This window comes from Zunongwangia sp. SCSIO 43204 (assembly GCF_019904275.1).
In the GTDB taxonomy this organism is placed as follows: Bacteria; Bacteroidota; Bacteroidia; order Flavobacteriales; family Flavobacteriaceae; genus Zunongwangia; species Zunongwangia mangrovi.
In genome coordinates, this window is record NZ_CP063204.1 from 2,896,489 (window position 1) to 2,920,985 (window position 24,497).

General features: G+C 39.2%; 30 protein-coding genes and 1 pseudogene. 9 read left to right on the top strand and 22 right to left on the bottom strand.

Annotation, left to right across the window (positions count from 1 at the left end; all coding sequences use genetic code 11):
* Window positions 1-49 precede the first annotated feature (49 nt).
* The 10 genes from INR75_RS12900 to INR75_RS12945 form a co-directional block, all read right to left on the bottom strand.
* A complete protein-coding gene (locus tag INR75_RS12900) occupies window positions 50-535 on the bottom strand; it encodes a heavy-metal-associated domain-containing protein (RefSeq protein ID WP_034892175.1) in 486 nt (161 codons plus the stop codon).
* A gap of 27 nt (window positions 536-562) precedes the next feature.
* Entirely contained in the window at window positions 563-1,267 is a 705-nt protein-coding gene (locus INR75_RS12905; protein WP_231563215.1) for a hypothetical protein, read from the bottom strand.
* A 145-nt stretch (window positions 1,268-1,412) separates the two neighbouring features.
* Complete coding sequence (locus INR75_RS12910; RefSeq protein WP_037314326.1) at window positions 1,413-1,811, bottom strand: hypothetical protein; 399 nt, start codon at window positions 1,809-1,811, stop codon at window positions 1,413-1,415.
* A gap of 73 nt (window positions 1,812-1,884) precedes the next feature.
* Window positions 1,885-2,133, bottom strand: coding sequence for a hypothetical protein (locus INR75_RS12915; RefSeq protein WP_223089105.1), 249 nt, complete (start codon window positions 2,131-2,133; stop codon window positions 1,885-1,887).
* Between the two features lie 403 nt (window positions 2,134-2,536).
* Entirely contained in the window at window positions 2,537-2,809 is a 273-nt protein-coding gene (locus tag INR75_RS12920; protein WP_208225766.1) for a thioredoxin family protein, read from the bottom strand.
* Between the two features lie 157 nt (window positions 2,810-2,966).
* Window positions 2,967-3,341 carry a metal-sensitive transcriptional regulator gene (locus tag INR75_RS12925; RefSeq protein ID WP_223089106.1) on the bottom strand — a complete coding sequence of 125 codons (375 nt, stop codon included), beginning with the start codon at window positions 3,339-3,341 and terminating at the stop codon, window positions 2,967-2,969.
* 62 nt (window positions 3,342-3,403) lie between these two features.
* Window positions 3,404-3,610: a GDCCVxC domain-containing (seleno)protein gene (locus INR75_RS12930; RefSeq protein ID WP_011709212.1), complete on the bottom strand. Its 207-nt coding sequence runs from the start codon at window positions 3,608-3,610 to the stop codon at window positions 3,404-3,406.
* A gap of 13 nt (window positions 3,611-3,623) precedes the next feature.
* A complete protein-coding gene (locus tag INR75_RS12935; RefSeq protein WP_223089107.1) occupies window positions 3,624-4,970 on the bottom strand; it encodes an NAD(P)/FAD-dependent oxidoreductase in 1,347 nt (448 codons plus the stop codon).
* Window positions 4,971-5,594 (bottom strand): mercuric transport protein MerTP, encoded by a 624-nt coding sequence (merTP, locus tag INR75_RS12940; protein ID WP_133549886.1) that lies wholly within the window; start codon window positions 5,592-5,594, stop codon window positions 4,971-4,973. It lies immediately after the preceding gene.
* A 1-nt stretch (window position 5,595) separates the two neighbouring features.
* Window positions 5,596-5,961, bottom strand: coding sequence for a metalloregulator ArsR/SmtB family transcription factor (locus INR75_RS12945; RefSeq protein ID WP_093406103.1), 366 nt, complete (start codon window positions 5,959-5,961; stop codon window positions 5,596-5,598).
* A gap of 701 nt (window positions 5,962-6,662) precedes the next feature.
* Between INR75_RS12945 and INR75_RS12950 the strand changes: the two genes are divergently transcribed.
* The 8 genes from INR75_RS12950 (at window position 6,663) to INR75_RS12985 (ending at window position 13,383) form a co-directional block, all read left to right on the top strand.
* Window positions 6,663-7,007, top strand: a complete 345-nt coding sequence (locus INR75_RS12950) for a single-stranded DNA-binding protein (protein WP_223089108.1) — start codon at window positions 6,663-6,665, stop codon at window positions 7,005-7,007.
* Between the two features lie 78 nt (window positions 7,008-7,085).
* On the top strand, window positions 7,086-7,535 hold the full coding sequence (locus tag INR75_RS12955) for a RadC family protein (protein ID WP_037317162.1): 450 nt from the start codon (window positions 7,086-7,088) through the stop codon (window positions 7,533-7,535).
* A 674-nt stretch (window positions 7,536-8,209) separates the two neighbouring features.
* Window positions 8,210-8,611: a BfmA/BtgA family mobilization protein gene (locus tag INR75_RS12960; RefSeq protein ID WP_057481270.1), complete on the top strand. Its 402-nt coding sequence runs from the start codon at window positions 8,210-8,212 to the stop codon at window positions 8,609-8,611.
* Window positions 8,612-8,622: 11 nt separating this feature from the next.
* Window positions 8,623-9,654, top strand: a complete 1,032-nt coding sequence (mobB, locus tag INR75_RS12965; protein WP_208225762.1) for a MobB family relaxase — start codon at window positions 8,623-8,625, stop codon at window positions 9,652-9,654.
* Between the two features lie 11 nt (window positions 9,655-9,665).
* A complete protein-coding gene (locus INR75_RS12970; protein ID WP_223089109.1) occupies window positions 9,666-11,255 on the top strand; it encodes a type IV secretory system conjugative DNA transfer family protein in 1,590 nt (529 codons plus the stop codon).
* A gap of 101 nt (window positions 11,256-11,356) precedes the next feature.
* Window positions 11,357-12,082 (top strand): DUF6088 family protein, encoded by a 726-nt coding sequence (locus INR75_RS12975; protein WP_133549902.1) that lies wholly within the window; start codon window positions 11,357-11,359, stop codon window positions 12,080-12,082.
* Window positions 12,082-13,059 (top strand): nucleotidyl transferase AbiEii/AbiGii toxin family protein, encoded by a 978-nt coding sequence (locus INR75_RS12980; protein WP_133549880.1) that lies wholly within the window; start codon window positions 12,082-12,084, stop codon window positions 13,057-13,059. Before INR75_RS12975 ends, INR75_RS12980 begins: the two co-directional genes overlap by 1 nt.
* A gap of 81 nt (window positions 13,060-13,140) precedes the next feature.
* Complete coding sequence (locus INR75_RS12985; RefSeq protein ID WP_208109663.1) at window positions 13,141-13,383, top strand: Fic family protein; 243 nt, start codon at window positions 13,141-13,143, stop codon at window positions 13,381-13,383.
* A 29-nt stretch (window positions 13,384-13,412) separates the two neighbouring features.
* Here INR75_RS12985 and INR75_RS12990 read toward each other — a convergent pair whose 3' ends face one another.
* From INR75_RS12990 to INR75_RS20495, 8 genes are read right to left on the bottom strand one after another with little or no spacing between them, the layout of a single operon-like run.
* Entirely contained in the window at window positions 13,413-14,246 is an 834-nt protein-coding gene (locus tag INR75_RS12990; RefSeq protein ID WP_133549878.1) for a DUF4138 domain-containing protein, read from the bottom strand.
* 10 nt (window positions 14,247-14,256) lie between these two features.
* Window positions 14,257-15,243 carry a conjugative transposon protein TraM gene (gene traM / locus INR75_RS12995; protein ID WP_133549876.1) on the bottom strand — a complete coding sequence of 329 codons (987 nt, stop codon included), beginning with the start codon at window positions 15,241-15,243 and terminating at the stop codon, window positions 14,257-14,259.
* A gap of 11 nt (window positions 15,244-15,254) precedes the next feature.
* Window positions 15,255-15,869, bottom strand: coding sequence for a conjugal transfer protein TraK (locus INR75_RS13000; protein ID WP_133549874.1), 615 nt, complete (start codon window positions 15,867-15,869; stop codon window positions 15,255-15,257).
* A 51-nt stretch (window positions 15,870-15,920) separates the two neighbouring features.
* The gene (locus tag INR75_RS13005) at window positions 15,921-16,763 is read right to left on the bottom strand and encodes a hypothetical protein (RefSeq protein ID WP_037317136.1); all 843 of its coding nucleotides are present in this window, start codon (window positions 16,761-16,763) and stop codon (window positions 15,921-15,923) included.
* A gap of 2 nt (window positions 16,764-16,765) precedes the next feature.
* A complete protein-coding gene (locus tag INR75_RS13010; protein ID WP_223089110.1) occupies window positions 16,766-17,347 on the bottom strand; it encodes a conjugal transfer protein in 582 nt (193 codons plus the stop codon).
* Between the two features lie 11 nt (window positions 17,348-17,358).
* On the bottom strand, window positions 17,359-19,779 hold the full coding sequence (locus INR75_RS13015; RefSeq protein WP_223089111.1) for a TraG family conjugative transposon ATPase: 2,421 nt from the start codon (window positions 19,777-19,779) through the stop codon (window positions 17,359-17,361).
* Window positions 19,766-20,050, bottom strand: coding sequence for a hypothetical protein (locus INR75_RS13020; protein WP_133549868.1), 285 nt, complete (start codon window positions 20,048-20,050; stop codon window positions 19,766-19,768). Before INR75_RS13020 ends, INR75_RS13015 begins: the two co-directional genes overlap by 14 nt.
* A gap of 37 nt (window positions 20,051-20,087) precedes the next feature.
* On the bottom strand, window positions 20,088-20,375 hold the full coding sequence (locus tag INR75_RS20495; RefSeq protein WP_133549867.1) for a hypothetical protein: 288 nt from the start codon (window positions 20,373-20,375) through the stop codon (window positions 20,088-20,090).
* A gap of 333 nt (window positions 20,376-20,708) precedes the next feature.
* Between INR75_RS20495 and INR75_RS13030 the strand changes: the two genes are divergently transcribed.
* A protein-coding gene (locus INR75_RS13030) for an IS3 family transposase (protein WP_223089113.1) occupies window positions 20,709-21,868 on the top strand; the annotation gives its coding sequence in 2 pieces (ribosomal slippage) (window positions 20,709-20,949 and window positions 20,949-21,868; 1,161 coding nt in all).
* A 3-nt stretch (window positions 21,869-21,871) separates the two neighbouring features.
* Here INR75_RS13030 and INR75_RS13035 read toward each other — a convergent pair.
* The 4 genes and pseudogenes from INR75_RS13035 to INR75_RS13050 form a co-directional block, all read right to left on the bottom strand.
* A complete protein-coding gene (locus tag INR75_RS13035) occupies window positions 21,872-22,396 on the bottom strand; it encodes a hypothetical protein (protein ID WP_223089114.1) in 525 nt (174 codons plus the stop codon).
* A 23-nt stretch (window positions 22,397-22,419) separates the two neighbouring features.
* On the bottom strand, window positions 22,420-23,031 hold the full coding sequence (locus INR75_RS13040; protein WP_223089115.1) for a conjugal transfer protein TraK: 612 nt from the start codon (window positions 23,029-23,031) through the stop codon (window positions 22,420-22,422).
* A gap of 34 nt (window positions 23,032-23,065) precedes the next feature.
* Window positions 23,066-23,894, bottom strand: a pseudogene (locus INR75_RS13045) (hypothetical protein).
* The gene (locus INR75_RS13050) at window positions 23,894-24,487 is read right to left on the bottom strand and encodes a type IV secretion system protein (protein WP_255584534.1); all 594 of its coding nucleotides are present in this window, start codon (window positions 24,485-24,487) and stop codon (window positions 23,894-23,896) included. The pseudogene INR75_RS13045 and the gene INR75_RS13050 overlap by 1 nt, the downstream one beginning before the upstream one ends.
* Window positions 24,488-24,497 lie beyond the last annotated feature (10 nt).

The following is a 24,497-nucleotide window of genomic DNA, read 5'->3' on the forward strand; positions in this document are numbered from 1 at the left end:
ATGTAGAGTCCGCCATTAATTAATGTTCTTTAAAACTCCCTTTTTCCGGCTAATAAACCTGGGTGATATTTAATTTCCACTTATTAGTTAAATTACCGTCTTCTTCATCCTGAACTATCCCTTTTACTTTTACAATTCCGGGTTTTAACCTGGAACGTAAGTTGGTAGAAGTTGCTTCAGCTATCTTAAAAGTTTCTTTCCCGGTTTGTATTGCATAAGTGCCATCCTGCTCAACGAAGTTGCCCTTTATAACTATTTCGGCATTCTTAGCTGAAAAACCATTCTTTTTTACTTCCTCCTGAATTTGCCTAAGGCTCAAGTTATTGTTATTTGCCAAATCAAGATAAGCTTTACCGTCATTCAGGCTAACCTGCACTTTTTCCAGGCCATCCAATTTTTCAAGACCTCGCTCCAGTCCATAAGCACAGGGGGCACAGTCCATTCCAAATACTTCCTGATCTATTTTCTGAATCTGGGCATTGGAACTAAAACTTCCAAATACCACAACTACAATTAATAATACTATTTTTTTCATCTGTTTATTTTATTAAATTTATTTATACTATAACCAATAACTTAAATTAATGGATACCCGATAGTTTTCTTTGATTGCCTTTGGGGTTAAATCCTGTACCACTGGAAACAGCGCTCCGAAAGAAATACCCCAAGCCCCGTAAAGTCCTAAGAATGAAGGTCCCACTAATACTTTTTTGCTACGTTCGTCTGTAAAATTTTGTTGACCGGTATATTTATTGTCTCCTGGAAACTCGACTAATGATTCAATAAAAACCCGCCAATCGGGTTTAGGATAATCCCCCATAAAAACATCGGGACGATAACCTATCACCATGCTTGCATAGGGTAAATCGCCTAATTGCTGGTTGTCCTTTTCAAAATAATATTGGTAACCGCCACCTAACCAGGCGTACCAGGTACGTGAGGCATATCCCGTAGAAATGGCCCCATGGATAGAGTTCCCTACATTCACCTGTCCGCGAACATCCTCAGTAGGGGCAGATACACCTAAAATTGCTGTGGATTCAAACCTCTTTCCTACCCCAAAAGCATTTGAAAAAAAACGATACCACAAAGCAGCCTCGATATCTCCATTGGAAGGCATCATACTATTTCCACGGGTTCGTGGAGCATTTTCCAGACGCTCAATCACAGTAGGAGTGGTAAGGGTAACCTGTAAATCTTCCGTAATGCCATAGAAAAATGTATACCGAAGCATATAAGAGGCATCGTCTTCGGTCGCTATACTCATTCCGGCAGCGCTCATGTTTATACCGCCTTTCGCCAGAGTGGGCGTCTGCAAACCATAAATAGGGCCATGTCCTTGGGCTTCTACTTGATACAACGTCAATAATCCTATACCCAGGATCAAAAAATATGTCTTCATTTTAATTATATTATAATTCTAAAAATTTTTGAATGGGAAAAAGTAAATAGGCTGCAAAAAGTCCAAAGAGATATAACACAAAGGAAAACCACAAGATCCCTTTGCTCCATTTAGCTGCTGTATCACAAGCCGTTTCATTTCCGTCTTCGTCTATTTCACAACTCTGCTGCCGTTTTCTTCCGTAGAAAAGCCAAAAGTTAAAGCCAATCATTACCCCGGCAATCAAAAAAGTCCAGCTTTTATAGCGGCTCAGGCTAAACAACCAGGGAATATCTGAAGCCAGGCCGGCCACCACAGCTCCCATTCCCAGAGCTACCAATAATGATGGTAACGCGCAACATAAGAGTGTGGAAACGGAGGTGAATAGCGATCCTATACTTACAAAATCTTCTTTTATTTTGGCAAACATCTTTATTTTTTTAAACAAGAGATTAAATGTACACCGGAAGCCCGGGTGGTATCCAAACTTCTAGAGGCTTTTTTTATAGGTGGTTGTGGATGAGAGATTGGATAGTATTTTTCCCTACTTTATAATCCCATTTATAAAAAAGGAGCAACTTTTTAGCCGATCCTTTTAAAAAAAATTTCACATTTTTTTTAAGCTGCCATTTCTTTACAGCTTTCGGCACAGGTTCGACATTTTTCTGCGCATTGCTGGCAAACTTCACTGTCAAACTTTGCACATTCATCAGCACAGGCTTTACATAAGTCGGCACAAATTCCGCAAACACGTTTTGAGTAATCAGACTGGCTGGCTAATAGCTGGACGCACGCACTGCATAAAGCAATACAATCCAGACAAAATTTGTGGCATTGTTTCATGTCGGGTCCCCCAAATGTTGGTCAAGGCAAATTCTCGCCGCAGTAATGCAGGCGTTGCAATCATCGATACATTTTTGCATTTCTGAACTTAATGGTTTCATAATTTAAATGGTTTTAGTTACTTCCAGATTTGCTCGGAAATCAGAAATAAAAGATTAAGAGCCGAACCTCTTTTCAAATATCGACTCATAGCCCGGGGGATAGGCAAGCCGATTAATAAAGATTTAACATTTTAATTTGATTAAAAAAAAAGGCAGCCAAAAATGGCTGCCATAAAAAGTTTCAGATTTTAATTTCAGTACGATGGTTTTGCTAACTGGCTTTTCCTATTCCTGATTCGATAAGTTTTTCTTTGCTTATACCATTGTTTGTACAGCACTCAAGCAATTTTCCATCAACCGCCACCGAGGGAATTCTCTTTACACCGTACTCCTGCACTTTGTCTATACATGTTTTATCCTCATATTGTTCCACCAGGTTATAGGTGGTAATCTCGCAACTATCGCAGGACAACTCTTTCACCATTTTTACAACCGGATCACAAACCGGACAATTTGCCGTAAATATTTCTATTTGTCTTTTCATTTTTTTTGAATTTAAATTAACAATCAGTTTTATCCTTCTTATTAAAGAACAATCCAAAGATAAGAGCGGAACCGGGGTGGTCTCCAAATAAAAAAACCTGCTTTTTTACGACAGATTTTTATTAGTATTAAAATTAAATGGAAAATTTTTGAATGTTTTACTCTGATCTATTTTCGGAAATGTAAGATTCCAGCCTTCGTTTAAGTTCATCAATCTCCTTCATTTTATCGGTAAGGCTGTTAAGCTCAAGGTCGGGAAATTGTTTGCGAATAAATTCAATTCGCTCTTCATTACCGCAATTACCGGGACAGGCTTCCACAGTTTCTGAAATTTTGATCGCCAGCGCTTTGCGGTACACTTCATCTAAAAGAAGAAAATGCGCCTTATCAAGTCCTTTTTGCGCCGCTTTGAACTGGATCAGAATCTTTTTTGGATCTTTATTTTCATCCAGCATTTTTATAAGTCCGTTAAGCTGGCCGCTGATGCTCTGCAAGCGAGTTTTTATATCTTTACTTAGATCTCTAGGAATCATACTTTTAATTTTCAGCAAGATACATCTGGAGTGGGGGAGGTCACCAAAAGTATTTTAAATTTTTAGCAGCAATTTGTTCCTTCCTGAATGGGTGGACAGGCAACATTACCATAAGAACAATAAACACAGCAATCACCTTCTTTTGGTTTTAATAAATGCTTACAATTATCACATTGGTAAAAAAACTGACAGGCTGTTGTGGGCATTTCCTCTTCTTTTGTGTGTCCGCAACCAGGACATTTAATGGTAGAAACTAGTTCTATTTCCATAATCTATTTGTTTTTAAAGCATATGAGGAATATCCGATGACAAAGTCGGATACGTAAAGATCATCGTCCTTAACTCATTGATTTTCATTTTGGTCTTTATTGCCATGGCGAATAAATTGATGGTTTCCTCTGTGTTAGGACCTATTAAATGTGCCCCAAGAATAGTCTGATTCTCTTTATCAATAATCGTTTTATAAGTATATTCTTTAACATTCAGTCTTTTTGCATTGAACCAGCTTTCCGCATTGTTATAATTGACCTGATATTCTATCTGTTTTGATTTGGCTTCTGCTTCGGTCAATCCTACTGATGCCAGGGTAGGTAAAGTAAAAACTACGGAAGGCATTGGTGGATAATTAACTTTTTTCTTGTTCCCTTTGATGATGTTTGATGCTACAACATGTCCTTCCATCACCGCGACCGGTGTAAGGGGCAAGTCTCTGGAATCTGCCGAATCTCCTGCTGCATAAATATTAGGGTTAGAGGTGCTTTGAAGGTATTCGTTGACCAGGATTCCTTTTTTTGAAAAAGATATCCCTGCTTTTTCCAAATCTAAATCAAAAATAGCGGGAGGACGACCGGCCGAGTTAAAGACAGAGTCAGTCCTATAAGTTACCTCTTTTCCATTGGATTTTCCTGTTACTACAAAATGATCTTCTTTCTTTTCAATTTTTGAGACTTCAGTTTCCAAAACCAGTTTAATTCCCAGGTTTTGCGTTGCATTCACAAGATGTTGTACAATGTCATGGTCAAAGTTTTCCAATGGATGATCACCACGATGTAATATGGTTACATCGGCACCGGCCCGCGCAGCGATATGGGCAAATTCAAAGGCAATGTAGCCTCCTCCAATAAATAAAAGTGATTCAGGTAGCTTTTTCAGGGTAAGGAAATCTGTACTTGAAAGTGCTAATTTTCCACCTTCAAAATCCAGTACCCGGGGTTTTGCACCTGTTGCGATCACGAATTTCCCAGCTTCAATAACTTCATCACCTAACTGTAAGGTGTTATCAGATAAAAATTTAGCTGAAGTGTGATAGGTGTCTATGTCTTTATTCTTATATCCTTTTTCAATTTTAGGAGGCATGGCATCGACAAAAGATTGCTTAAAAGCCATAATATCTTCCCAATTGACTTCAGGCACAGTATCTATTCCATTTCCTTTAAGTCTTTGGGCAAAATCACGTACTTCCGTTGCTCCTATAATCACCTTTTTAGGATCACAGCCTCTTAGGGCACAGGTTCCACCGTAGGGAAGTTCATCAGTAATGCCCACCTTAAGGCCTTTGGAGGCACATTTATTAGCAACAGTCATACCTGACATCCCGGAACCTATTACAAATACATCATATTTTTTCATCTACTTCTCTTTTTTATTTTCTGTATCGATTACTTTATAACCAGTTGTATTTATTGCTTTTCTGATTGCGGTTAAATCGACTTTAGTTTTATCATATTCTACCACGGTATTAGTATTTGCGTAACTCGCCTTGACTGATAAAATACCATCTAGGTTATTTACCTCACTTTCTACGTGGGCTTCACAGCCTGCGCAGGTCATTCCCTCAACTTCAAAGGTGTGCTTTATTATGTTTGATTGAGAAACATACACTATATCTTTACTGGGCTGTGTATAAAATATATTGGAATAATAAGGGAAAGCCAGCATCAATCCGGCAAATACTGTTACCATGAACAGAAAATTTTTGGACTGCCAAAAAGATGGTTTTTCTTCCTCATCACAGGCACAATCTATTTCTTCTTGTGTTTTAAGTTTCAATTTTAAATACCAGGCCAAACCAAGAATTCCTATAGTAAGCGCAATCAAATAAGGACGAAAGGGTTCTATCCAGGAAAATGTGGTGACAAGTCCACTACTACCTGCTAAAATTGCCAGGAGGGGAGTAATACAACATACAGAAGCAGTTACTGCAGTAAGCAAGCTAACAAAAGCTGGGCTGTTGGACATATTGGATGATTTCATTTTACGCAGTTTTTTTAACCATTTTAATTGTAGTGAAAACAGCATCAAGTACCGCTGTTTTATCCTTCACTAATGAATAATACAACGTTTGCCCATCTCTTCTTGAAGAGATAAAACCTGCATCTTTAATTTTGCGGATGTGTTGGGATATTGCCGGTACACTCATTTCTAAAATATCAGCAATATCACAAGGGCATAATTCGTCTTCCATATTCAAAAGGAATAAAATTTTTAAGCGTACTTCACTACCAGCAATCGATAGTAGTTTGGTCATATCTTGAAAATTATCATCCATTCTTTCCAAAGTGTTTTTGCAATTAAGAAGTTGTTGATGATCAGCCTGAGCTCTTGTACACGAAATTTCCATGGTTAATCTATTATTTAGAGATCAAAAGTATAATAAAATACGTATTTAAGCAAATTCTTAAATAATAGTTAGTATAAATATTCTGCTTCATACATTTAAGAGATTATGACCACTAATTTCAAAGACCTTCTGGTTGTAAATCGGTCAGCACATTACCGCTTCATTCTGCGAAATGCTCCATTTCGGGTAAAGAGCTTCTCTAAGAATATCTTGGGCATCCTTTTTATTTTCCTAATGATGTATCCGCTATATAGTAGTTATCGCTCTTCGTGTAATCTTATACTTAATTAAGTAAAAAAGGACGCCCGCTAAATCGGAATTTCATTCTTGCATTTACTTCGCTTCCAGTTGTTTTTCAATTTCAGTATTTCCATTTCCTTCCCGGCCGTTGCTGTCCCTACCTTTTTTGTAATGCAAAATACCAATATTTAGAAGTTAGTCCAGGTTGCATAAGCCAGTCGCTTACTCCTTTTTATAAACCTTCCCTAATTCTAAATATTGAAAATGTATCAGCATCAAAAAAGGTAATAGCAAACGGCGCTATAGGAAGTAAATCAACAAATAAAAATTATGAAATCATTTCAAAACAACATACCCGGAAGCAAAGTGAAAAAATCAAAAAAGGAAAACGCTCCGGATATAATAAGTAAATCAATGTTTAATCAATCTGCTTAGAAAGCAGGTATCTAAATCTTTTAATTATGAGTAATCTAAGAAACCAAGTACAGTTAATTGGAAATGTGGGGAACACCCCGGAAATCATAAACTTTGAAAGTGGAAAAAAAGTAAGCACTTTTTCACTGGCTACCAATGAATACTACCACAAGGAAGGGGAAAAAATTCAACAAACCGACTGGCACAATGTAGTGGCCTGGGGAAAACAGGCACAGCTTATCGAGAAATATGTTGATAAAGGTAAAGAAGTGGCTATCCGTGGCAAACTAACTTCCAGATCCTATGAAACCCAAAGCGGAGAGAAACGATATGTTACCGAAATTTTAGTAAGTGAAATCCTCTTTCTTGGAAATAGAGAAATTACTGATTAAGAACCCAAAAAACAAAGAGGGCGTTCCCTTCGAAAGTTGCGCCCTCTTTTAATTATTAACCCTTTAAATAAGCTAATAATGAAATCCAAAGTTAATGAAATAGCGATAAGCTACAGCGGAAGTTTAAAAACAAATTTGCTTCCAAAAATAACCAGTTCCAGGTGTGCGGCAGAATTAGCCTTTGAGCAATGGAATAAAAATAATATTGAATTGCAGGAAACTTTTAAAATTATACTGCTCAATAATGCTAATAAGGTTAAAGGAATTTATGAAGTTTCCAATGGAGGTATTACCGGAACCCTGGTCGATGTTCGAATCCTATTTGCAGTAGTATTAAAGTCCTTAACCACGGCAATAATTTTATTGCACAATCACCCCAGCGGAACCCTTAGACCAAGTGAAGCAGATAAAAGCCTGACCAGAAAAATTAAAAATGCGGCATCATTTTTTGATGTTAAAGTACTGGATCATATTATTCTTATTCCTGATGGTAATTATTACAGTTTTGCGGATGAAGGAATTCTGTAATTTTTAAAAAGTAATTTTTAAACAGATTTTAAAACACTTCTATTTTTAGAGGTGTTTTTTTAGGCTCAGATATTTCTTAATAAACCTTTTAAGCAAAGCAGTTCTATAACAGAACTATAAAAATAGCTTAGTTGGTTGTGCTCAAAAAATAAGGAGCATTTCACTCTCAACTTAAGAAAAAAAGGAAAATCCGCTGTTACCTGGATTTTCCTTTCTATCATTAAATGAAAAATTCAAATGATTATAAATATAGAAAAAAAATTATTCGTTAAGTATTCTTTGCCTTGATTTTATAAAAAAAATGTATCTTTATTTAGCTGATCTTCAGCATTCAAATTTACGCAGGGCTATCCATTTTTGACTTTCGCCGATAAACCTGCACATCAATAAATTATTAATCCGGAAATTTTCTCCGGGAATTGGCAAGTGGCTTTTGACTGTCTATTAAGACAGCCAACAGACCAAATTGTACGGAATTTTTGTCCCGCGCTGCGGGACGAAAAGGAGTAGCAAGAGGGTAACACGCTACGCGATGTTAAGCACTCCTTTTCGTTTTTAAATAACTGTAAATCAGTTGTTTGAAATTTATTCAAATTCCTGAGTTTAAGCAATTTGCGACAAATGCCCTGCCAACGCCCATTTTTAGGGAAGAATTTGCGACAAATCGGTGAATTATGGACTCATTTATCGGCATCAGGTTTAAAAAGGAAACGGCAAAACGTTTCCAGGAATTTTCAAGAACACACTTCAAATCGCACACCGAAGCCCTGGAAACAATGCTCGACTTTTTCTTTTATAATGAAATCTCCCCACACGAAAGATTGGGCCCAACCGGGAGAACTATCGAAGCTTCTTTTAAAAAACGTATCAATGCGGTTATTGCCATTATGCGTGATATGGAGAAAACCCAAACAAAACCTACCGCGGCGATGATCGCTTCACTTTTCCAAACCGAAGTACCTCAAAAGAAACCACTCATCCTGGAAAAGAAAATCCTCCGGGAGAAAAAGGATGGTATTCCCAAACAGGAACGAGATGGTTTGGGTGAAAAGAATTTTTCTGATAATAACCTGTAAAATTTCCTGCTATGTATATCACCATCACACCTCAAAAGTTAGGGGGGAATTACTCCCAAAGTTCCGCCGGTTTTGTTAGCTATCTCGAAAAGGAAAACGAAGGCGTAGAAGAAGTGGCAAAGGAACATTTCTTTAATCAATATGAGGATGCCATCACCCCGGAGGAAGTCGTAAAAGAAATTGATAACAATACCGCCAAGCTCAAAAAGAAAGAACCGAAGTTCTATTCCATTACTGTTAGCCCTTCCAAATACGAATTAAAACGCCTGCAAAATAGTAGCAAGGATCTAAAAAGGTATACCCGGGAACTGATGAAGGATTATGTGGCCTGTTTTAACCGGGAGATAGACGGAAGGCCAATTAATATCAATGATATTAAATATTACGGTAAAATTGAACATAGCAGGAGTTTTAAAGGTACAGATCGCCAGGTTCGCGAAAACCAGCCTTATGCTACTAAAATTCTTCAACTCAAAAGTGAAATCCGAAAAATAGAAACCGGACTGATGCAAGGAAGTATTCAAAAAAGGGAAAAAGAAATTGAGAAACTGGAAGCACAGGCGCCACACTGCCAAGATGGTAAGCGAATCGTACAAGGAATGCCCAAAGCAGGCAACCAAAGCCATATCCATATTATCGTAAGTAGAAAAGATGCTTCCAATTCGGTTAGCTTATCACCGGGAAGTAAATACAAAGCTTCGGAAGTTAATTTTAATGGTAAGACCGTTAAACGCGGATTTGACCGGGACCGCTTTTTTGAAAAAGCAGAAAAGACCTTTGATAAAACCTTTGGTTATCAGCGCAATTTTGTGGAAACCTATACGGCTCGAAAGGAATTTATTAAAAACCCGAACCACTATTTTACCTCGCTAATAGGATTGCCGGCTAACGAAAAAGCCCTTGCTTTTAAGCTTATCCGGGAATCGGGTATCCCGATGATGCCCAGCATTCCAACTTCCCAGGCACAACTTGCCCTCAAAATTTTTAACAGGCTTAAGAAAGGGGTGGAGGTAGCCGTTAAATCAAGTTCAATCGGTATTTAATTTTAATTATTATGGACATAGAAAATCTTGTTAGACTGCTTCTGATCATCGGGCTGGTAAGCATATTGTTCTATATATGTTTTAGGCTCATCAACCGCTTTGCTTTTATTTTGAATTTATTGCTGATGGTGGCCCTTGGCATTTATGGGGTCCAGGATAACCAGTGGATTCCGGCTTTGTTATTCCTGGGTTGTCCGTTGCTCCTGATCAATACCCTGATGTATGTTTTTTTACATACTCACCAGGATAATAAAAAGATCAATAAAAAATACCAGGTCGGTTTTGCAACCACCAAAGGAAAATTTAAACTGGAAAATATTAAACGGGGTGCTTCCGTTATTGGCTCTGCCGGAAGTGGAAAAACTGAAAGCGTAGTGTATGGCTTTTTAAAGCATTTTCAACAGGAAAATTTTTGTGGGGTTATCCACGACTATAAGGACTTTGAGCTCACTGAAATGGCCTACCCGCTTTTTAAAGACCGGGAAATTCCCTTTAAGATTATTTCCTTTGATAAGATCCTCCATCGGGTGAATCCCATCGCTCCACCATACCTGGAAAATGAGGAAAGCGTCAATGAAGTCTCCCGGGTACTGGTGGAAAACCTATTAGAACAACGAGAGTCAGGTACCTCGGGGACTACAAAATTTTTTAATGATGCCGCGGAAGGGCTAATCGGAGGACTGATCTGGAAATTAAAAACCGATTATCCGAAGTTTTGTACCCTCCCGCACCTTATCGCTATCTACCAATACCTGGATACCGATAGCCTGATCCAGTTTTTGGAAACCAATACCACCTCTCGAGCTATGGCCGATGCCTTTATCAGCGGTAAAGATTCCGAACGGCAAACGGCCGGGGTAAAAAGTACCCTGGCCAATGCCCTTAAAAGGATCAGTACCCAACAGATCTTTATGGTCCTTTCTAAAGATGAAGTTCCGCTTCATATTAATAGTGAGCAAAACCCTTCGGTTATTTCCGTGGTCAATAATCCCAAATACGAAGCTTCCTACTCCCCGGTCATAGCCACTATTATCCATACCATCACTAAACAAATGAGTGTGCGTAACTCTAAAGCTTCTTTCCTGCTGATGGAAGAGGCGCCAACACTTCGTTTGCTGAATATGCATCGCATTCCTGCCACGCTGAGGAGTTATGATATCGCTACTATTTATGTAATGCAGGATAAGATCCAAAACGATATGATGTATGGGGATAAAGCCAGTAAGGCTATTTTAAGTAACCTGTCCTATCAGTTCTTTGGAAAGGTCAATGACCCCGACACCGCAAAATATTACGAGCGCTTTTTTGAAATTGTGAAAAAGCCCACAACCAGTGTCAACCGCGGGTACAGCCTTGATTTTGATACGAGAGTAACCACCGGGGAGAAGGAAATCCCAAAAATCCGAGCCGATGTTTTCTTTCGGTTAAAACAAGGAGAGTTTATAACTTATGCAGACGGGAAGGATAAAAAAGTACAGTTTAAATTGCAGAAGATTTACCGCGATCTACCTGCAGCTATTGATCAAAAACCTTATTCTAAAACTGATTTAGAAGCTAATTTTGAACAGGTGTATAAGGAGGTCAGATCTATATTTGAGTAAGCGAAATAGTTATTAATTATCATTTCATTTTTGGTACTTGTCAAGTAAATACTGTAAAAAACTTGACAATTTATATTTTAATTCACTATCTTTGCGGTGCTATGAATATTGCGACATCCATAAAGTCTAAAGTAGATCGTATAAATACCGGGAAGGTATTTACCTATGATAGCTTATCTATTCCCCAAACCGAATTTTCTGCTGCTGCAAAAGCTTTAAGTAGATTGGCTGCAAGAGGGGTGATTAAAAGATATAAAAATGGTATGTACTATAAGCCCGAACAAACTATTTTTGGGGAAATAAAACCAAGTGAGGAAGAATTACTTTATAATTATCTTTTTGAAGAAGGTAAGCAAGTTGCATACATAACCGGACTTCGTCTATATAATGAATTTGGCCTTACTACTCAAATCCCTACAACGGTAAGAGTGGCCAGCTGGGATAAGGTGATAAAAACCAAGATTGGAAATTTGGTTGTAAAGCCTGCAAAAAGTTACGCACCCGTATCCCAAGAAACTATTCCTTTCTTGCAATTATTGGATGTAATGAAAGACTTTAAGAAGATCCCAGATTTGGACAAAAAGGAGGGTGTTGATTTTTTGAAGAAAAGAATTAAAGCGCTTTCTGATAGTGGTAAAATTAAATTGGTCGAGTTTGCTAAATCCTATCCTCCCAAAGTGAGGGCATTTTTAGGTGCTCTTCTTGAGGCACTCTCATTTAACGAGGTGGGGGAACCGCTTAAAAACACTATTAATTATTTAAGTAGTTATGAATTCGGAATATCCGAAAATATATTGTCCACCATTTCAAACTGGAAGATCTCCTGATGAATTTACATAATTATAAAACTGCATTTCAGGGAGCTATTGTTGCTACTGCCCAACACTTTGGGATTTCTGAAATCTATGTAGAAAAGGACTATTGGGTTACCTTAGCACTTAAAGAGATTTTTACTAATAAATCAACCAGCCAACTCGCCGTGTTTAAAGGTGGAACATCCCTTTCTAAATGCTTTGGCATAATTGAGCGCTTTTCTGAAGATATTGATTTGGTGGTTATAAAAGAGGAGGGGGAAACCGATAATTCCTTAAAGCGAAAACTCAAAAAAGTCACTGGTGTACTGGAACCTGTGATGACTGTTATTCCCGAACATCCTTTAGAAAACAAACGAGGCAAAATTAGAAAAGTGGTTTATGGGTATGATAAAGTAGGCGTGGAGGGTGCATTTGGCCAGATACGGGATCATATTGTAGTAGAAGCTTCAAGTCTTGGGAAATCCCATCCATCGGAAATAGTCAGTGTCCATTCCCTGATTGCGGCTTTTATTGCCACGACTAATAATGTAGACCTTATCAATGCGTATCACCTTGAACCTTTTAAGGTTACGGTATTAAGTATAGAACGTACATTTTGTGAGAAAATAATAAGCCTGATAAGGTTTTCCTATACCGAAGACCCTCTGGAAGATTTAAAAGATAAGGTTCGCCATACTTACGATTTGCATCAACTTTTACAACAAGATAAAATTTCTTCGTTTTTGAAATCTGATGTTTTTGAAAAAATGTTGCTGCAAGTGGGGAAAGACGATGATAAGGCTATCCCCAATGACAAGGAGTGGTTATTAAAACATCCATCCCAGTCCTTGTTCTTTAGCCAAACAGAAATGGTTTGGAAATCCCTGGGCAAAACCTATTCTGGTTCATTTAGGGAGCTGCTAACCGGAGATCTTCCTGAAGAGGGGAAGGTATTAAAATCCATGATGAGGATTTCCGTAAGGTTAAAGGAAGTGAAATGGGAAATTTAAAACTACCTCCGTTCAAACAAGCCAACAACTAGTTAATATTTAAATTAACAACCTATGTGCTAATCCGGTAACCAAATTACCCTGCAAGAGACCCCGCAAGTCACCCCGCAAGTTCAAGACCTCTTAAATGTGATTAATGGTGAAGATAGCAGAAGTGAGATGCAATATCATTTCGGACTTTCCGATAGAGAAAATTTTAGAAAAAATTATTTGCAACCTACCCTTGCCGAAGGCTTGATTGAAATGACCATTCCCGAGAAACCACAAAGTAGTAAACAGCGTTATAGGCTGACTTCCAGGGGTGCAAACGCCAGAAAAATTTAAACTTTTAAAGTCGGAATTTTTCAAAATTATCAATTAGGGTTATTAATAAACCGATGGGAGATCTTTAGTTTTAAATTACGTTCCCCATCCTTTTCATTAAGTTCCAATATCGCCCTCCTTTCTTTAGACAAGGAAAATTTTGGCAACACATAAACCAATCTTGCGGTTTGGTTTTTTCCAATCTTAGCCGGTAAATTATAGCTGAAAACCGGTTCCTGGTATAAGCGTTGTAAGGATTTCTTCTTTCCTTTTTTACGGGTTTCAATCGCCAGGTTTAAGAAATTAAGATCATAATCCAGGCTGGATCTATTCTCAATTTCGATCACAAAATAGAGCTGCTCCTTATTAAAAACGATATTCTCAACACTTAAAATAATACCGTTCTTGCGTTTTTTTATGCGGCCCAGGCGCTGCTTTTTACTAAGCAGGTAGCTGCAGAATCTGCGGTAATGATCTTCCTTCTTGTTTAAGTTCTTTTGCGGTTTTTTGTCCTTAACTGAATCCTTGACAACTGGCTTTTCTTTTCCAATACTTTCCGCTTCAGGGATAAAATAGTTCAGCCGGGAAAGCTGTTTTTTATACTTCAGGATATAGGAGAATACCGAACCATTTGTTCCGATAACAAGTAAATTACTTTCTCTGCCGGGCTTGGCCTGCAGCAGTCCGAAGTGTTGCTGCTTTTCCCGGTTGTAGGTAAAGACAAAATGCTCAGCACCGATAAGCCCCTGGCTAATCGCTTCAGGAAAAAATAGCGCAACATTTTTATGATCATTAGCGTAGATAGTGTCCAGTTTTTCCTGGGTTTGTGCACTGGTAATAATAAAAACTAGTAGAGAGGCCTTGGTTAAAATATACTTTTTCATAATGATTGTTTTATTGGTTAGCCAATCCCCAGTTTGATTCAGGTCTGCTGGCCTTGAGAATTAATCTGTAATTATTTAGAATGGTTACTTTTACATTTCGGTTATTTCTGCGAAATACTTTGCTTATTCCACTGACCTGGGGTACACTTGGGATATTAATATCACCGATTACATCATCCAGGACTTCCGTGGCTACTTCCGCCCGGAAATTATTCTCGATGTAAATACCTTCGCTACCATCTTCAAGGTCAAAGGCTTTTAAGCTAGTTTGATGCTTATTGATATTTTCGATCTCGATCAGGACCCGATTTGGCTGAAAACTCACAAAGCCGAAAACCGGGGTGTTTTTGGGGATAAATTTGTCACCAATACTGGCAGGTTGTGCAAGTCGCATTCGAAGCCTGGAGTTTGCTTTAACCACCTGGGTACCATCAACCATCACCTTAATTTCCTTGTCTGTAGTATTGGTAATAACATCTTCAGGTTCTTGGGGAGCAGAAGCAAAGAATAATTGATGTTCCAAACCCATTTCTTTGGCTTCTATTTTTCGCGTTTCCTCAATTTCTGCAGTATCTACCTTTGGTACTTTTTTTATTAGGGCTGGGCTATTATTCTCCGGTGGTCTGCTTGGACGGGTTTGTGTAAGGTGTGCAATTTGTGCTTGCCGGGCTTTTCCCAATTCATAAATACTATCGATCTTGCGCTCTTTTTCTTTTTCCAAAAGCTTGGTATCGTAATAGCCTAAGGAATCCAAAAACGTTTCATCATAAATACTTGGTGCATTTTTATCCCGAACTTCTTTAAGTTTATCAATAGCCTCCAGTTTTGAATCGTAGATTTCGTGGCTTTCTTCTTCAAGATCCGGGATCTCCGTCTGACGAAGGTTTTCGTGGTGCTCTTCATCCTCCCCGGTGATCATTAAGGTATAGGTGACAAGAAAAATCACAATGACCACCAGGACGCTAATGAATACGATTTTGTTCTTTTCAATTTTCATCGGTTCTAATTTTAATTTTGTGAGGGTACTTTTCTTAAACTGTTTTCGAAATAATCCGTAATGAGGAGGCCGTGAGGGTTATGGGGAAAGTGACGATCTACGATGAGCAGTTTTCCTGTGGTAACCAGTTCGTAGGTATCCACAATGCTGCCGCGGTTAATCTCGAAAATAACGGTAGTTTTAAAATGAAACGATTCCTCCTTTTCTTCTAGCTGCGAATCGATCGCTAATACCTTTTGGACCAGCGAGTACTGCAGTAAGCGGTTGTAAACCCCTTCGGCCTTTTTCTGCCTGTATAGGTTGTCTACCGAACTATTGCCTAGCCATAATGCTTTTTCCAGGTTTTTCTCATAATTGCTGGCATCAATATTATAGAAGTAGGTGTGAAACAGCTCCAAATGAGCCAGGGCTTCTACCTGGAAGTTTTCTTTTTGGGTCACTAGTTTTAATGGAATTATACTGCCGTCGGTATTGATGGCAAAGGCACTGTTCAAGGCTTTGTTTCTTGTTGAGATGGCCATCCAAATGGCAAAAACACTGCAGCCCATTGAGCAAAGCACTACGGCCAGCACGATAAAGCGGTTGAGTTTTAATATCAAATAGATATTTTTATATGGTGTTTTCATTTTTGAACTATATTTTTCAATGACTAAATTGGTTATATCGGTTGCTGCTGATTAAGTGGTGAAAAGTCTTAGGGTAAATGAAATGGCCCGCCGGTAGAGTTTGAATTTTAAAAACACGATAAAAACTATCGAACCCAGCTCTACAACCGGTGCAAAAAAACCGCTCCCGTAATCCGTACCGAATAGGTTTTCCCAAAAATTGGTGTTGATCTCCGTATACAGAGCATTAATAAACACATTAACCAGGAAGAATGCAGGCACCAGCATATATACTGCGGCATACAGCCTGAAAAAACCATAGGCCATCGAGCGAAACTTTTCAAATACCGCCAGGCTTAGTACCAGCGGAAAAAAGGCCTGCATAATACCCAAGAGGAAATAACGTTCCGCAAGGAATAAGGGATAGATGAATAAATCCAGAATCCATAGAAACAGGCTAATTAAAAATGCAAAGGTTTTAAAGCCATATAGTGGTGTGACTAAGGCCTCATAGAGTAAAGCCATAGCTTTACGCATCGCCCCCATAGGGGAGACATCTTCCTCGATGGGGATCTCCTGCATCTGCAGCGGAAGAAGGGCAGGGGCTGTATCTCGGTACTGGTTTTCAATAGCCACAAGAATATTGTCAAAGAAGCCCAGGATTTGCGTTGAAAAAATAACCAGCAGGACCACCGCAAAGTTCTTGGCCAGATCCGCGGGGGAAAGCCCCCAGGTATAGCCCTGCCTGTCGGCTATGCCTTCATTATACTTTTTAAGGATGTTGACCAAAAAGAAGAGCACCGCCAAGGTCTTCATGCCGACAATGGTATACCGAGAAAATTCGCTTTCCTGGATGGTTTGGAAAACACTATCGATATATTCGACTCCTACGGCCAATATAATTACCCCTTCCATCATCAAAAGCCTGTTTCCCGGTTATTAATCCTGTCCTGCATTTCCCGAAAAGAAATGATCTCTCGGTAACGCTTGGTCTTTAGCCGCACATCGGTGACCATCTCTTTCGACTCGAGTTCTTTTTGCTTTAAAATCTCCGCCCGCTCGGCATCACTCATTTTTAAATGATCACTTGATAAAATCTCATCGATAAAGCTTGCGGTTTCCAGGGAGTTATCTACCACGTCACTGAAGGATTGGGTCACCCTGATTATTTCGTCGGGTTTGATATAAGAGGAATTCAAGATATCCCGAAGGTCATCCTGCATTACCGCAATAAGGCGTTGGTTGTTACGACCTATCTCACGAACGGCTTTTAAATCCTGTACCACGCTATTGACCTTCTCAATATTCTCTTTCTGTGCCTTTAAAAAGTTGACGATCTTGACCAAGTTAGCAGTTTGCTTGGCCGATTCCACCAGGGATTTAACCAGGCTGACAAAGTTCGTATTATCATACACCGGCATCCCCTGGCAGGCAGCGCCTGCAGGCAAGCATAAAGCTAAGGCCAGTGAGAGAACCAAGGTTTTGTGTTTGTTTTTCATATCGAATTGTTTTAATTGTTAATTAGCGTTTCGGCCTTCCTGATGAATTCCTTGATTGCCTTTTCCATATTTTTGGTTTTTTTATAAATGGCCATTATGGCCTCGTTTTCGGTTCCGTCGGTGAGGTAGGCAGCATAGACTTCGGGTGGTACTTCCAGGCGGAAAATGTTACTTTGTTTACCGATCTTGATGAAGATCTCGGTGTACTTGCGCTTGCCGGTCAAATTATTCCTGATCGATTTCAACTGGTTGAGATCGTGGCTGGAAAGGCTCAAGCGCCTGGCCAGTTCTTCATAACCTTTTTCATTATTCAGGCTGTAAATCACCTGGGTGTTTTCCAGGATGCTTGAGGAAGTCGCATTATTAGGAAGCTGGTTTATGGATTGCAAGATGATTCCAATGGCACCGTTCTGTTTACGAATGGCCTGGTAGTAGAATTCAACGCTTTCCAGGACATTTTCAAACTTGAGTTGTTTGGCGAATTCATCAAAAAGGATGATTCCCTTTTCTTCTCTGTTTTTCCAGATCGTACGTTGGATCGCTGACTTGATTAGTTTGAGCATCACCGAGAGGATCTCTTTATTGTCCTTGACTTCATCGAGTTCAAAGACAATCAGCCGCTTATCTTCGATCTTGTAAGTTTGATCTTCGCTAACTTCAAATAAGAAGCTGTATAGACCATCGCCGACATACTCCGAGAGCACGTGCAAAAAGTTGGTAACATTGAAGTAGTCGGGATGGATTTTAAGGGTCTCCAGCAGCTCATCTTTTCGGTGCTCGATAAAACGGTAAAAACTATCTAAGGAATGGTTTCCCGTGGTGTTTTTGTAATAGTAACGGAGGATCTTTTTTATGGCTACGGATTGTGCTTTAGTAACCTTGTCATCTGCAGCAATGAGTTCCAATAGGAACACCGAAAGATCCTCCAGCCGCTCTGGACTTACATCATTGATATTTGATATGTAGAAAGGATTAATACCTAGACTTTTTCCGCTCTCGTAGCGCAAAACAGTGTACTTATCAGGATAGAGTTTAGCGAACTTGGTATAAGAACCTCCTAGATCGATAATGACCAGGCGGACCCCGTTTTCAAAATATTGACGTAGAATGTTATTGGCCAGAAAGGATTTGCCTTCCCCGGTAGGGGCGAAGATGGCAAAGTTCCGCGCCTTGATGCGTTTCTTTCCCTCATCCCAAACATCTTTTAGTACAGGAATATTATGTTCACGGTCATTAAAAATGATACCGGTAGGATCCGATTTATAATTGCTGTTATTGATAAAAAGGCACAAGGCATGTTTTAGATCGGTCACATAGAGATCTTCATCGGAAAAATTGGAAGAGAAGCAGCAGTAGCTGTTTAGCAGGTAATTCTTTCGTTCCTCACCCCGTGGAGCGTAAGGGGTAATATCGAGTTCTTTGAACTCAGCCTTAATTTTAGAGGCAATGCCTTCCAAATTACGAGGATCACGATCCCAGAAGATCACATTAAGATGGCCCCGGATGATTCGGGAATTATCATCACCGTTTATCCTTTCTAGGATATCCTGGATCTTTCCTAAAATGACTTTGTTTTGAGATCCGAAATTTGAACTCTTGCTGAGCTCTTCTACTTTTTTATCCAGTAGCTTGCGCCATTTGTGTTTATCATCCAGGTAGAGTACCTGGTTGACTATATGGTTTTCTCTTAAATGAAGCCCCAGCCCATCAATAAATCCCTGGTGAAATACAAAATCATCCGATGTGAATTTCTCATTGGTCTTGCTCGACTGTACCCTTTCGCCAAAGCACAGCTCGCTATTGATAGCCAGGGCATCAAAATAATTGTCCCCCGTTTGAATATGTTGTTTTTCCATTAGCATATCGGTATCGAAACCTTCATTGAAACCATTGAAATATTCCGTAGTGAGTTTGGTGATTTCTTCTGGTGGTAATGCTTTTATAGAGACCTTTCGGCTGTTAGCTAGAAACGAAACACAATCGTTTACCGATCCGATAAAGCTTTTAAGGTTGGCATCCAGTTCCCTTACAATTTCTTTGGAGACTTTTAGAAAAGGGTTTACATATTTGGAGTTGTTTAAAGCTTTGTTCCTGGTCAGGGTGAAAAATATTAAAGAGCGGTGCGCTATATATTCCCGATCTTTAAAATGATCCCGTGTGGCTTTTTCCAAAAAGGTTTTGTTTGGAAGTGTCGTTGCAGTGAATGCTTTCTTCTCATAAATATCCTGCTTATGCACTACTGTACCCACCGGCAGGGACTTAAGCGCCTGAAACCAGGTGGCGTGCAGGTCTTCAAAATCTTTTTCCGATAAGGAGTAAATTTCAGGCAGGTCAAGCCGGTAACATAGGACGATGTTACCGTTTGGGGCAAAAACAACATTGTCCCGAATATCTGTAATAGGCCAGTGAGAGGCGAGGTTAATCTTTTTCATAATGGATACCTGAGTTTCTTTTATTACTGATCATTTTTGGAAATGCCCCGGTCATCTGTAGAAATTCCAGGAGCCGACGGATACGGTTTAACCCGATATACAAGAATGCATTAAAGAGCAGGGCGCTAATAATCACACCCAGACTGAAGGAGAAAATGATCACCAGTAGGGACGCGATTATCGAAAGCATCATTAGCGCGAATAGGGGAAGGGGAAGCCCAAAGATTACCGCACCTTTTCGAATGTTCCTATAAGGTTCATACTTTTTCATAACTGTTCCTTTATTTTTTTAAATGTCGCTTAGCGACTTAAACTACAATGGTGATCAAATAGGTGAAGATTCCCACCACAGCGCCTGCGATAAGAACAAAGACCAACACCCGGGTTATTCCCTTTTTGAGGTCGGAGTTTTCCCCAAAGAAGTGGCCGGCATTAAAAAGGAACCCGACCAGGAAGATTACTCCAAGGATGATTGGAAATATATTCCTTATAGTATCGGAAATATCGGCAACGGAATCTTCGATCCCACCGATTTGCGCAAAAACGCTCGTAGAAAGCAACGATAAAACAGTTGCCATAGAGATAGATTTTTTCATAACTGAAAGTTTTAAGTTTTGACTCGTTTTCGTTATGAGAAAATTAGAAATTTAATGTCTTAAATAATTGAAAATCAGTAAATTGTGAATAAAATATTATTTATATAAGATTGATTTTCAATGATTTCATTTGGCATTAAATTTTATGGGATTATAGAAGGAGGTGGTTAATAACTCGGAAAATGAAAATGAAAAAAGTGCTCAAAAACGTCAGTTTTATGATTTTGCTTCTGAATATGTGCATCATTTTTAGACAGGAAACTGGTGGAGTTGCTACTTTTATTCGGACACAAAATTTAAGACCGTTTGTTACCAAACAAATATCTTAGAACCATGAAAAAACGATATTACAGTCCTGAATTAAAGGAGCAAGCAGTTCGTTTAAGTTACCAGCGCGAGAATATAAAAGAATTAGCAGATGAACTAGGCATAGAAGTCCAAAGGATCTACAAGTGGCGCAAGGCAGCTAAAACAGCTACATTGCCTAAGCCTGAAAAACCAATACCCGATGATACTTTAGAGCTTAAAAGACTTCGCAAAGCTCTTAAAGAAAAGGAACTTGAACTTGAAATATTAAAAAAGGCCGTGCACATCTTCTCCAAGAGCGATGGGAAATCTATGGATTTATAGCCAGCTATAAACATTTATATCCGATAGAGAGGATGTGCAGGGTTTTTAAAATAAGTAGGAGTAGTTTTTATAGGTGGTACACAGCTGGCCCTTCAAAACGAGCATTGGAACATAGCCTGTTTACAGATTTAATAAAAAAGGAATTTGACCTGAGTAAACAGCGTTATGGCTCTACACGAATAGCAGAAAAACTTAAACGTGAAGGTTACTGTATATCCAGATGTAGAGTGGCTAAAATTATGAGAGCGAACCATTGGGTAAGCAAACACAAACGGAAGTTTAAGGCTACCACAGATTCCAATCACAGTTATCCTGTTTGTAGAAATTTATTGAACAGAAACTTTAATCCCTATAGGTTAAATAAAGTTTGGGTTAGCGATATCACTTACATTCAAACCAATCAAGGTTGGCTGTACCTAACCACTATTATCGATTTGTTTGACAGACAGGTAATAGGGTGGTCATTAAGTACAAGTTTACACACTAATCAAACTATTATACCTGCATGGAAAATGGCTATAAGAAAGCGCAAGATAAACATGGATTTACTATTTCACTCAGATCGAGGGATACAATATGCTTCAAAAACATTTAGAACATTTATTAAATCTAACCCTTTGGTAACTCAATCTATGAGTAGAAAGGGAAATTGTTGGGATAATTCCGTAGCTGAGTCTTTCTTTAAAACCTTAAAAGTAGAACTTATTTATGATGATGATTTTAAAACTATAGAGCATGCTAAAACTGCTATTTTTGAGTACATCGAAATTTGGTACAATAGGAAACGCTTACACTCTTTTTTAGGATATAAAACACCTTATGAAGTAGAACTAGAATTTTATCAATTTAATAATGTAGCATAGGTCTTAAAAAAACTGTCCGACTTTTTCTTGCAAGTCCACTTTTGGTTCCGAGACAAAAAAGAGTTGATGTTCCAACCCCATTTCTTTGGCGGCCGCTTCCCGTTCTTTTTTATCGATTTTTTCGGATAATGTATCCTTTTGGGATGAAGCAGGGGTTAGGGGAGCTGCCTGCTCTTGCCGGTAGGTACTGTTGGTGTAATCAATATTCCCTTGCGAATAAATACTGTCGATCATCCGTCTTTTTTCTTTATCCCTTAAGTCAGGATCATAATTTCCGGTGGCATCCAGCAATTCTTCATCATAGACGCTCGGTGCATTGGTCTCGCGTTCCTCTTTGATGCCTTCCAAGGCTTCCGTTTTTGGTTCATATTGTTTTTGGTCGCCTCCTAATTTCGGGACCGGAACCTGATTGTTATCGATAGTAGTTTCTTCTTCTTGGCCAAAAGTGATGATGGAATAGGCAACGATAAACAGGACGACACTGGCCACAATCAGTATCATTACAATTTTATTCTTTTGAATTTTCATAGGTATGGATTTAGTAATAAGTATTATTCAGGATTAATTTTTCGAAGGCTATTTTCAAAAAAGTCGGTGATAAGCAGTCCGTGTGGGTTGTGCGGAAAATTGCGGTCGACCTGCAACAGTTGTCCAGCCGTTTTCAATTCATATCGGTCAGTTACCGAACCACGGTTGATCTCAAAGATGGTGGTGGTACTAAATTGGTAGGGTTGATTTTGAAGATCAACCTGGGAATCAATAGTGATGACCTTTTGTACCAAAGAATACTGCAATAGGCGGTTATAGACCCCATCGGCCTGTTTTTGCTGATAGAGGTCAGATACGGAACTGTTTCCCAACCACAGGCTCTTTTCGATATTGTTTTTGTAATTGTTGGCATTAAGCCCATAAAAATAGCGATGGAACAGTTCCAGATGTGCTAGGGCTTCGACCTTCAGGTTTTCCCGTTGGTTTACCAATTTGAGGGGAATGATGTTGCCTTCTTCATTAATTACGAAAGCATTGTCCTGGGATTCCCGATGGAGTTTGATAACCATTACTACGGAAATGATACAGACCACTGCCGAGCAAATTACCGAGGAAAGTACGATAAAACGATTGGTCCGTAAAACCTTGTAAATATTTTGATAGGGTATTTTCATTTTGTTTTAGATTTATACAGTTCTTAAAAAAACATTAGCCTCCGGTAAAGAGTCGTAGGGTAAAGGTGCTGGCCTTGCGGTAAAGCTTAAATTTGAGCAGGACGATAAAACCGATGGAGGCACATTCGATGACCGGAGCAAAAAACTCGCTTCCCCAATCTGTCCCGAAGAGATCGCTCCAAAAATGGGTGTTGATTTCGGTATAAAGGTTATTGATAAAAATATTGACCAGAAAGAAGGCCGGTACGAGCATATATACTCCGGCATAAAGCTTAAAAAAAGTATAGGCCAGTGAGCGGAATTTTTCAAATACGGCCAGGCTAATCACCAGCGGAAAAAATGCCTGCATTATTCCCAATAGAAAATAGCGCTCTGCCAAAAAGAGCGGATAGATAAACAGATCCAAAAGCCATAGGATCACCCCTATGATAAAAGCAAGAATTTTTAGCCCATATAGAGGGGTTTACCAAGGCTTCGTATAACATTGCCATTGCTTTTTTGGCGGCCTCCAGGGCACCCACATCCCGTTCAATATCCACATCACTGAGCTGTAAGGGGAGGAGTGCCAGGGCCGTGTCCCGATATTGGGCTTCTATGGCGACCAGAATATTATCAAATACATCCAATACCTGTGTGGAGAAAATAACCAGTAGGACAATGGCAAAGTTTTTAAAAAGTTCCGTCGGGTTTAATCCCCAGGTATGTCCATCGGTAACAGACACACCTTCATTATATTTTTTAAGGATATTGATCAGGAAAAACAATACAGCCAGTGTCTTCATCCCGGTAATGGTATACTGGGAAAAATCACTGTCTTTGATCGTTTGAAAGACCGTGTCTACGTATTCGAGTCCCATTCCCATCAGAATTCCGTTTCGCGGTTATTGATATGATCCTGCATTTTTCGAAAGGAAATGATTTCCTTATACCGGCGTGTTTTGTTCTGCACTTCGGCGACCATCTCATTGGATCTCGTTTCATAATCTTTTAATACGGTAGCTCTTTCCGCATCGCTCATTTTTAGATAATCACTGGTCAGGATTTTATTGACATAATCCACGCTCTCCATCGAACGGTCAATAATTTCCTCAAAGGAGGCTGTCACCCGGTTGATTTCATCGGGTTTGATATACGGGGAGTTGAGGATTTCTTGGAGATCGCCCTGCACCATATTGAAGAGGTACTGGTTATTCTGAATCAGTTTTCCTACGGCATCCAACTGCTGAATCACATTGCTCATCTGTTCGATCCGCTCTTTTTGTTGTTTTAGAAACTCGACAGTCTTGAGTAAATTGGAAGTTTGCTTGGCCGATTCGATCAGCTGTTTGGCCAGGCTGATAAAATTCGTATTATCATATACCGGCATCCCCTGGGCCACAATGTGGCCTGATGAAAAGAGGGCAATGGATAAGATTACCACGAATCTTTTGATGTTTGGATGTATAAGGTGTTTCATAGGATGTTGG

Bases quoted from the DNA above. Each gene is read 5' to 3' on its own strand.
- INR75_RS12960 (WP_057481270.1), top strand. From the start codon at position 8,210: ATGGACTCATTTATCGGCATCAGGTTTAAAAAGGAAACGGCAAAACGT.
- INR75_RS12980 (WP_133549880.1), top strand. From the start codon at position 12,082: ATGAATTTACATAATTATAAAACTGCATTTCAGGGAGCTATTGTTGCT.
- INR75_RS20495 (WP_133549867.1), bottom strand. From the start codon at position 20,375: ATGAAAAAATCTATCTCTATGGCAACTGTTTTATCGTTGCTTTCTACG.
- INR75_RS12935 (WP_223089107.1), bottom strand. From the start codon at position 4,970: ATGAAAAAATATGATGTATTTGTAATAGGTTCCGGGATGTCAGGTATG.
- INR75_RS12900 (WP_034892175.1), bottom strand. From the start codon at position 535: ATGAAAAAAATAGTATTATTAATTGTAGTTGTGGTATTTGGAAGTTTT.
- INR75_RS13000 (WP_133549874.1), bottom strand. From the start codon at position 15,869: ATGAAAACACCATATAAAAATATCTATTTGATATTAAAACTCAACCGC.
- INR75_RS13005 (WP_037317136.1), bottom strand. From the start codon at position 16,763: ATGGAAGGGGTAATTATATTGGCCGTAGGAGTCGAATATATCGATAGT.
- INR75_RS12990 (WP_133549878.1), bottom strand. From the start codon at position 14,246: ATGAAAAAGTATATTTTAACCAAGGCCTCTCTACTAGTTTTTATTATT.
- INR75_RS12920 (WP_208225766.1), bottom strand. From the start codon at position 2,809: ATGAAAAGACAAATAGAAATATTTACGGCAAATTGTCCGGTTTGTGAT.
- INR75_RS13035 (WP_223089114.1), bottom strand. From the start codon at position 22,396: ATGAAAATTCAAAAGAATAAAATTGTAATGATACTGATTGTGGCCAGT.
- INR75_RS13015 (WP_223089111.1), bottom strand. From the start codon at position 19,779: ATGAAAAAGATTAACCTCGCCTCTCACTGGCCTATTACAGATATTCGG.
- INR75_RS13050 (WP_255584534.1), bottom strand. From the start codon at position 24,487: ATGAAACACCTTATACATCCAAACATCAAAAGATTCGTGGTAATCTTA.
- INR75_RS12925 (WP_223089106.1), bottom strand. From the start codon at position 3,341: ATGATTCCTAGAGATCTAAGTAAAGATATAAAAACTCGCTTGCAGAGC.
- INR75_RS13040 (WP_223089115.1), bottom strand. From the start codon at position 23,031: ATGAAAATACCCTATCAAAATATTTACAAGGTTTTACGGACCAATCGT.
- INR75_RS12945 (WP_093406103.1), bottom strand. From the start codon at position 5,961: ATGGAAATTTCGTGTACAAGAGCTCAGGCTGATCATCAACAACTTCTT.
- INR75_RS12905 (WP_231563215.1), bottom strand. From the start codon at position 1,267: ATGAGTATAGCGACCGAAGACGATGCCTCTTATATGCTTCGGTATACA.
- INR75_RS12975 (WP_133549902.1), top strand. From the start codon at position 11,357: ATGAATATTGCGACATCCATAAAGTCTAAAGTAGATCGTATAAATACC.
- INR75_RS12955 (WP_037317162.1), top strand. From the start codon at position 7,086: ATGAAATCCAAAGTTAATGAAATAGCGATAAGCTACAGCGGAAGTTTA.
- INR75_RS13010 (WP_223089110.1), bottom strand. From the start codon at position 17,347: ATGAAAAACAAACACAAAACCTTGGTTCTCTCACTGGCCTTAGCTTTA.
- mobB (WP_208225762.1), top strand. From the start codon at position 8,623: ATGTATATCACCATCACACCTCAAAAGTTAGGGGGGAATTACTCCCAA.
- INR75_RS12970 (WP_223089109.1), top strand. From the start codon at position 9,666: ATGGACATAGAAAATCTTGTTAGACTGCTTCTGATCATCGGGCTGGTA.
- INR75_RS12910 (WP_037314326.1), bottom strand. From the start codon at position 1,811: ATGTTTGCCAAAATAAAAGAAGATTTTGTAAGTATAGGATCGCTATTC.
- INR75_RS12930 (WP_011709212.1), bottom strand. From the start codon at position 3,610: ATGGAAATAGAACTAGTTTCTACCATTAAATGTCCTGGTTGCGGACAC.
- INR75_RS13020 (WP_133549868.1), bottom strand. From the start codon at position 20,050: ATGAAAAAGTATGAACCTTATAGGAACATTCGAAAAGGTGCGGTAATC.
- INR75_RS12950 (WP_223089108.1), top strand. From the start codon at position 6,663: ATGAGTAATCTAAGAAACCAAGTACAGTTAATTGGAAATGTGGGGAAC.
- merTP (WP_133549886.1), bottom strand. From the start codon at position 5,594: ATGAAATCATCCAATATGTCCAACAGCCCAGCTTTTGTTAGCTTGCTT.
- traM (WP_133549876.1), bottom strand. From the start codon at position 15,243: ATGAAAATTGAAAAGAACAAAATCGTATTCATTAGCGTCCTGGTGGTC.